Origin of the sequence: Nocardioides sp. AE5 (assembly GCF_031844485.1) — a bacterium.
In the GTDB taxonomy this organism is placed as follows: Bacteria; Actinomycetota; Actinomycetes; order Propionibacteriales; family Nocardioidaceae; genus Nocardioides.
The window spans coordinates 1-6,490 of sequence record NZ_JAUZVI010000021.1 but is presented as its reverse complement, the minus strand read 5'-3'; the positions used below and the strand labels follow the sequence as shown (position 1 = coordinate 6,490).

The following is a 6,490-nucleotide window of genomic DNA, read 5'->3' as shown; positions in this document are numbered from 1 at the left end:
CCGCGGGCTCGTCCACGGTCCCGGTGCCGACACGGCGGCTGATCCAGCTGCCCCACAGCGCGGCGAAGAGGAACATGATCAGGCTGTAGACGGCAGCCGGAATCGAGATCTCGACGCTGTCGAGCACCTCGACGGCGACGAAGATGGCCAGGGTCGAGTTGTGCACCCCGATCTCCATGGACGAGGCGATCGCCTGGCCCTCGACGATGCCGAAGGCGCGAGGCACGGCGTACCCGATCAACAGGCTCATCGCGCAGAAGATGGCCGCGGCCACGCCGACCTTGGCGAGGTAGTCGGCGACGTTCTCGCGCTGGTCGATCAGGATGCCGATGATCAGCACCGCCAGGATGACCGCGGATCCGATCCGCACCGGCCGATCCATGGCCGCTGCGAAGTCCGGCCGCTTTGCGCGGATCAACATGCCGACGCCGACCGGGACCAGGATCAGCGCGAAGACCTTGAGCACCTCGACCAGCGGCATCGAGACGGTGTCGCCGCGGTCATACCAGGAGATCGCCAGACCGGTGATCACCGGCAGGGTGAGGATCGCGATGATCGAGTTGAGCGCGGTGAGGGTGATGTTGAGGGCGACGTCCCCGCGGAAGAGATGGCTGAAGAGGGCGGCCGTGGTGCCGCCGGGGGAGGCGGCAAGCAGCAGCATGCCGATGCCGAGCAGGGGTGGCAGGTCGAGGACCACGACCAGGCCGAAGCACAACGCAGGCAGGAGCAGCAACTGGCAGGCCAGTGCGATCGCCACGGCCTTGGGATGGCGGGCGATCCGGCCGAAGTCCGCGACGGTCAGGCCCAGGCCGAGGCCGAGCATGATGATGCCGAGTGCGATTGGCAGTCCGACGGTGGTCAGCGCTGAGTCCATGGCCAGACACTAGGGCACGGTGCGCCGGTCGGGGATGGGGTCGCGCGACCACTTTTCGGCAGATGCCGACGCCCTCAGCGGCGCGGTGTCACTCCCACTGCCAGGAGTCGAGGATCTGCTTGGCGACGGCCAGGGAGGGATCCTCCTCGGCGTACGTGGTCAGCACGATGCTCACCGCGCGGCCGTCGACGATCAGCAGCCAGCCGAACTGGATGGCGGTCACGTTCCCGGTCGGTGGGTGGTCGATGCGGACCCGGACCGCCGGCTCGCCGTCGACAGTGGTGTCCGGCAGGTCCGTGACCTGACGGGTGGTGTCGCCGCCGGTGAGAGTCGCCTTCCAGGTCTCCTTGAGTTCCTCGGCGGTGGCGAACCCGAAGGTGGAACCCAGTTCCACCATCAGGTGCATCCGCGACGAATAGACGCCAGACCCGTCACCGGAAATGGTGTCGACGGTGGGTTGCCCGGTGAGGTCGTCGGTGACGTCGTTCCACCCGTCGGGCATCGCATAGCTGTAGAAGGCGCCCGTCATCCGCCCATCGGTCGGGCCGGACGTGTTCTTCTCGGTCGGCTCGTCGCTGGTCGACGGGCTCGAGGAGGCCTGGGTGGTGTTCTCGGTGCCGGCGACGGTGTCGTCATCGTCGCCGGTGAGCGTGACGACCAGGGCGACGGCGACGGCAGTCACGACGAGGACCAGCGCGACGATCGCAGCGATCAGTCCGGCGCGCCCGCTCTTCGGCGGCGGCCCACCCGGCCCGGCCGGATAGCCACCGGGTCCGCTCGCATAACTGCCCGGCCCGCCGGGATAGCTCCCCGGGCCAGTGGCATAGGACTGCGGGCCGTTCGGATAGGAGCCCGGTCCCCAGCCATTCGGCGGGGGTTGGTTGGTGCTCATCGTCGCTCCTGGGCGTGGTCGGGGGAGGAGAACGGGTGCCGAAGGGGGGACTTGAACCCCCACGCCCTAGAGCACAGGTACCTAAAACCTGCGTGTCTGCCAATTCCACCACTTCGGCTCGCGGGGAAGTCTAGTGGCAGCGCCCCACCGCCAGAGAGTTGTGGTGTCGGTTGCTGTCACCACATGACAGCAGCCGACATGACAGTGACCGATCAGGCAGCCAGGCCCAGGTCGCGGTGCAGCTTGGCGACGTGGCCGGTGGCCTTGACGTTGTATTGCGCCAGGGCGACCTTGCCCTCCTCGTCGACGACGACCGTGGAGCGGATGACACCCTCGATGACCTTGCCGTAGAGCTTCTTCTCGCCGAACGCGGCGTACGCCGTGAGCACGGCCTTGTCGGGGTCGGAGAGCAGCGTGATGGTCAGCCCGTCGCGCTCGCGGAACTTCGCCAGCTTCTCCGGCTTGTCGGGGGAGATGCCGATGACGTCATAGCCGGCGGCCTGCAGCGAGTTGAGCGAGTCGGTGAAGTCGCAGGCCTGCTTGGTGCAGCCGGGGGTCATCGCGGCGGGGTAGAAGTAGACGATCACCTTGCGGCCGCGGTAATCGGCCAGGGAGACCTCCTCGCCGGTGTCGGAGAGCAGGGTGAAGTCGGGGGCGGTGTCGCCGGGGGTGAGGCGCTCGGCCATGGCTGGTTCTCCTCGTCACTGGGGGTGGTGTGCACCCTAGCCAGTGGCCGGCGGGCGGTCGGGGTTCGGGTGGTGGGGGCGAGGATTGGTAGCCTTCCGCAGTGACCCACCCCGGCGAACCAGGAGATTGAGCGTGGCACAGGAGATCAGCGCGATCGAGTCCGACCTCGAGGAGACCCGCGAGCGCCTGGCCCAGACCATCGACCAGCTCGTCTACCGGGTGCACCCCAAGACGATCGTCAGCCGCGAGATCGCCGCGGTGAAGGCCCACTTCGTTGACCAGAACACCGGTGCCCCGCGCACCGACAACATCCTCAAGGTCGTCGGCGGCGTGGTCGGCGTGGTGGCCCTCTTCGTGGTCGTGCGCAAGGTCGCCAGCTGAACAGTGAGTGACAAGACCCCGATCAAGATGCTCCACGACCGGATCCTGGTCGAGCTCGACGACGACTCCGGGGAGCGCCGTTCGTCCGGTGGCATAGTGATCCCGGCGACCGCCGACATGGGTGGGCGTCGCCTGGCCTGGTCGAAGGTCGTCGGCGTCGGTCCGCACGCCCGCGCAGTCGAAGTGGGGGACCGGGTGCTCTTCGACCCGGTGGAGAAGGCCGAGGTCGAGGTGAACGGCGACGTGTACGTCGTGATGCGTGAGCGTGACATCCATGCGGTCGCCGCCCAGCGGCTCGCTGACGAGTCGACCGGCCTCTACCTCTGAATGTGACCCGCGTAACCCTCCTTGCGACACCCTCGTTGTTGCACCATGCACCTTCGTCGTCGCGTTCGAGGTTCGTTGCTGTGCGCTGCTGCCGCCGTACTGGTGGTGCCGCTGTTGGCCTCCGGGCCGGGGGCTGCTGACGAGCCGGACCCGTCGGGGCCGCGCTATTCCGCGACCATCACCACGACCGAGCATGGGATCCCGCACATCGTCGCCGACGACTGGGGCTCACTCGGGTTCGGCAGTGGTTATGCCGCGGCAGGCGCATCGACCTGCACCCTGGCCGACACCCTGATCACCGGTCGTGGCCAGCGCTCCCTCTACTTCGGCGAGGGCACCTATGACGACCAGGTGGCGATGAACGGCACCAACCTCCAGGTGGACGCACTGGTGACCGACCTGCGCAACCGCAAGGTCGTCGAGTCGCTCCTGGCCGATCCGGTGCGCGGGCCAAGCGACCGGGTCAAGGAGATGGTCGAGGGATACACGGCCGGGCTGAACCAGTGGCTGGCCGAGACCGGACCCGACGGCGTCACCGACCCGGAGTGCCGGGGTGCGGCGTACCTTGCGACCGAGGCGACGGCGCTGGACCTGTGGTACGGCGTCTACCTGGCCAACATCATGGCCTCGACCGGGCACTTCACCGCGCAGATCGTCGACGCGGCGCCGGCCACCCTGCTCGACCCGGGGTTGCCGCAGGTGCCTGGTCTGCCGAAGGTGCCCACGCCGCAGGACCTGTTGGATGCGCTGGCCGGGCTCGACCAGGACGCGCTGCTGGCGGCGCTCGGCAAGGATCCGGCTGCCTCCTTCGGCTCCAACGCCACCGCGGTCGGTGGTGACAAGTCGGCCAACGGTCGCGGCATGTTGCTGGGCAACCCGCACTTCCCGTGGTTGGGCCGCTACCGGTTCACCCAACAGCACCTGACCATCCCCGGTGAGTACGACGTGGCGGGAGCGTCGCTGATCGGCTCGCCGGTGGTGAACATCGGCTTCAACTCGGACGTGGCGTGGAGCCACACCGTCTCCACGGCGTACCGCTTCACGCCGTACGAATACGTGACCCTGCCCGGGACGCTCTTCTACTTCGGCAGCAAGGGACTGACCAAGCTGGAGAAGCGGACCGTCGAGGTGCAGGTGCGCCAGGACGACGGCACCGTCGCCACGGTCAACGAGGACCTCTACCGCACCACCGAGGGCTATGTGATCGATGCGCCGGACATGCTGATGCCGTGGGGGCTGGCGACCCTGTGGGCGATCCGGGACGCCAACGCGGAGCAGTTGCGCACGCTGGACACATTCCTCGACATGGGTGGCGCGACCGATGTGGCGGACCTGATCCGGCGCCAGGACGCCGGGGGAGGGATCCCGTGGGTGAACACCATCGCGGCCGACCGCAACGGTGACGTGGTCTATGCGGACCACTCGGTGGTGCCGAACGTGTCGAACGCGAAGATCAACCGGTGCCTGACCCCGGTGGGGAGCCTGCTGCTGATGGCGGCGGGGCTGCCGGGGCTCAACGGGGCGATGGCAGGCAAGCAGTGCGCATGGGGCAACGAGCCGGGGGTGCGGCCCGGCGCAATGGGGCCCGATGACCTGCCGGTCACGTTCCGACGCGACTGGGTGATGAACGCGAACGACTCCTACTGGCTACCCAACCCGGCCGAGCGGCTGGAGGGCTATTCGAAGATCATCGGTTGCGAAGGGTGCGAGCGGAGCATGCGCACCCGGATGGTCAACGCCTATCCGGCCGAGGCGCTGGCGGACGGCGGCACGCTCGACTTCGACGAGTTCTCGTCCTTCCAGTTCCAGAACAGGGTCTATGCCGCGGAGGTGATGCGCGTCGACGGTGCGCTGGACGATGCCTGCCGGGCAGCGGGTGGGACCACCGCGTGTGACGTGCTGGCCGCGTGGGACGGACACAGCGACGCGGACTCGGTGGGCACGCACATCTTCGAGGCGTTCGTGGAGCGGCTGCCGACCTCCGGGGTGTGGGAGGTGCCGTTCTCTGCGGACGACCCGCTGAACACACCCCGCGGGCTGAAGCGGAACGATCCCAAGGTGGTCAAGGCGATGGCCGGGGCACTGGACGAGCTCGAGGCGGACGGCGTACCGCTGGATGCGCCCTGGGGCAGTGTCCAGTTCGCGGCCGACCGTGGCGCGGAGGGGATCGGCCTGGGTGGTGGGTCGCACGCGGCTGGCAATGCGAACGTGGTCGCCAGCCGCAATCCGGCGGATGCGTCGGCCGGGAGCCGCCCGGTCACCTATGGCTCCTCGCACATGCAGGCGGTGACGTTCACCGACGCCGGTGTGCTGGCGCGGACGCTGTTGTCCTATGGGCAGTACGAGGATCCGACCTCGCCGTGGACCTCGGACCAGACCGAGTTGTACGCCGCGGAGCAGTGGGTCGCGTTCCCGTTCACGCCGGCGGAGATCGCCGCCCAGCGGGTCTCCACACGCGTGGTGACGGGTGGGTGAGGCCCGGCTGTTGGCGGTGTCGTCGGCATCACGTGCGGATCGGCGAATCTCGATTTCGGTCAGGGGCTGCTGACTGCTAAGGTTGCTCTCGCTCCAAGCGGCATTAGCTCAATTGGCAGAGCAGCTGACTCTTAATCAGCGGGTTCGGGGTTCGAGTCCCTGATGCCGTACAGAACAGACGGAGGCCGGTCCCGATCGGGACCGGCCTCCGCTGCATTTCTCAGGCTTCGTCGGGGGTACGCCGTGGGGCGCCGGGGCCCCTGCCGCGCCCGTGCCCGCGTCGTGGCCGGCGCGGGCGGTCGGACTTCTCGTCGCGGATTTCGCCCAGCGCCTCGCGCAGGCTGAGTCCGCTCTTGTGGATCCGCCAGTTGATCCAGCCGTTGGCGTCGTATCCGTTCAGCGCCTTGCCGGCTCCGGAGGGGGAGTCGTGGAGGGTGCCGTCCTCGAGTTGGATCTGGCCGTCCTCGGTGAGGGTGGCGACGTATTCCTCGCCGGAGCGTGGGCGCGCCCAGACGAGTTCGTCGCCGGCTTCGAGCACTCCGGCCTCCAGCAGGAGGGCCAGGCGGTTGCGCCGGCCGCGGGGACCGTGCCCCTCCGGGCCGCGCCGTCCGTGCCCGTGGCGTCGGCCCTTGCCTCGCGGCTCGGGAGCCTCGGGCAGTTCGAGGAGTCGGCGGAGTACGGCGTTGGGGGTGTCCACGAACGGCTTGGCCTGTTCCTGGAGCTTCTCGTAGACCTCGTGGTCGATCCTGATTGTGGGAGTCATCGCGTTCACCTTTCTCTGCGGCTGACTGGTGATAGTGTTACAGAGAAAAGGATAAAAGACGAGATGGGGGCTTGGGTCTCGCGTCTCGGGC

At 68.2% G+C, this 6,490-nt stretch carries 7 protein-coding genes and 2 tRNA genes; 4 read left to right on the top strand and 5 right to left on the bottom strand.

From position 1 onward, the window contains the following. The 4 genes from Q9R27_RS18650 to bcp form a co-directional block, all read right to left on the bottom strand. Positions 1 to 874, bottom strand: an 874-nt coding sequence (locus tag Q9R27_RS18650; protein ID WP_311253908.1) for a bile acid:sodium symporter family protein, incomplete at its 3' end; no start/stop codon positions are given. 88 nt (positions 875 to 962) lie between these two features. Beyond that, a complete protein-coding gene (locus tag Q9R27_RS18645; protein ID WP_311253907.1) occupies positions 963 to 1,766 on the bottom strand; it encodes a hypothetical protein in 804 nt (267 codons plus the stop codon). A 36-nt stretch (positions 1,767 to 1,802) separates the two neighbouring features. Further along, positions 1,803 to 1,884, bottom strand: a tRNA-Leu gene (locus Q9R27_RS18640). 94 nt (positions 1,885 to 1,978) lie between these two features. Then, positions 1,979 to 2,452, bottom strand: coding sequence for a thioredoxin-dependent thiol peroxidase (gene bcp / locus Q9R27_RS18635; protein ID WP_311253906.1), 474 nt, complete (start codon positions 2,450 to 2,452; stop codon positions 1,979 to 1,981). Positions 2,453 to 2,585: 133 nt separating this feature from the next. Here bcp and Q9R27_RS18630 point away from each other — a divergent pair, with 133 nt between their 5' ends. The 4 genes from Q9R27_RS18630 to Q9R27_RS18615 all read left to right on the top strand — a co-directional run bounded on the left by Q9R27_RS18630 (position 2,586) and on the right by Q9R27_RS18615 (position 5,806). Continuing rightward, complete coding sequence (locus tag Q9R27_RS18630) at positions 2,586 to 2,834, top strand: DUF3618 domain-containing protein (protein ID WP_311253905.1); 249 nt, start codon at positions 2,586 to 2,588, stop codon at positions 2,832 to 2,834. Between the two features lie 27 nt (positions 2,835 to 2,861). Continuing rightward, complete coding sequence (locus tag Q9R27_RS18625; protein WP_311253909.1) at positions 2,862 to 3,161, top strand: co-chaperone GroES; 300 nt, start codon at positions 2,862 to 2,864, stop codon at positions 3,159 to 3,161. A gap of 45 nt (positions 3,162 to 3,206) precedes the next feature. Then, positions 3,207 to 5,636, top strand: a complete 2,430-nt coding sequence (locus tag Q9R27_RS18620) for a penicillin acylase family protein (protein ID WP_311253904.1) — start codon at positions 3,207 to 3,209, stop codon at positions 5,634 to 5,636. Positions 5,637 to 5,733: 97 nt separating this feature from the next. After that, a tRNA-Lys gene (locus Q9R27_RS18615) sits at positions 5,734 to 5,806 on the top strand. A gap of 50 nt (positions 5,807 to 5,856) precedes the next feature. Here the strand turns inward: Q9R27_RS18615 and Q9R27_RS18610 are convergent. Further along, on the bottom strand, positions 5,857 to 6,399 hold the full coding sequence (locus Q9R27_RS18610) for a hypothetical protein (protein WP_311253903.1): 543 nt from the start codon (positions 6,397 to 6,399) through the stop codon (positions 5,857 to 5,859). Positions 6,400 to 6,490: the final 91 nt, after the last annotated feature.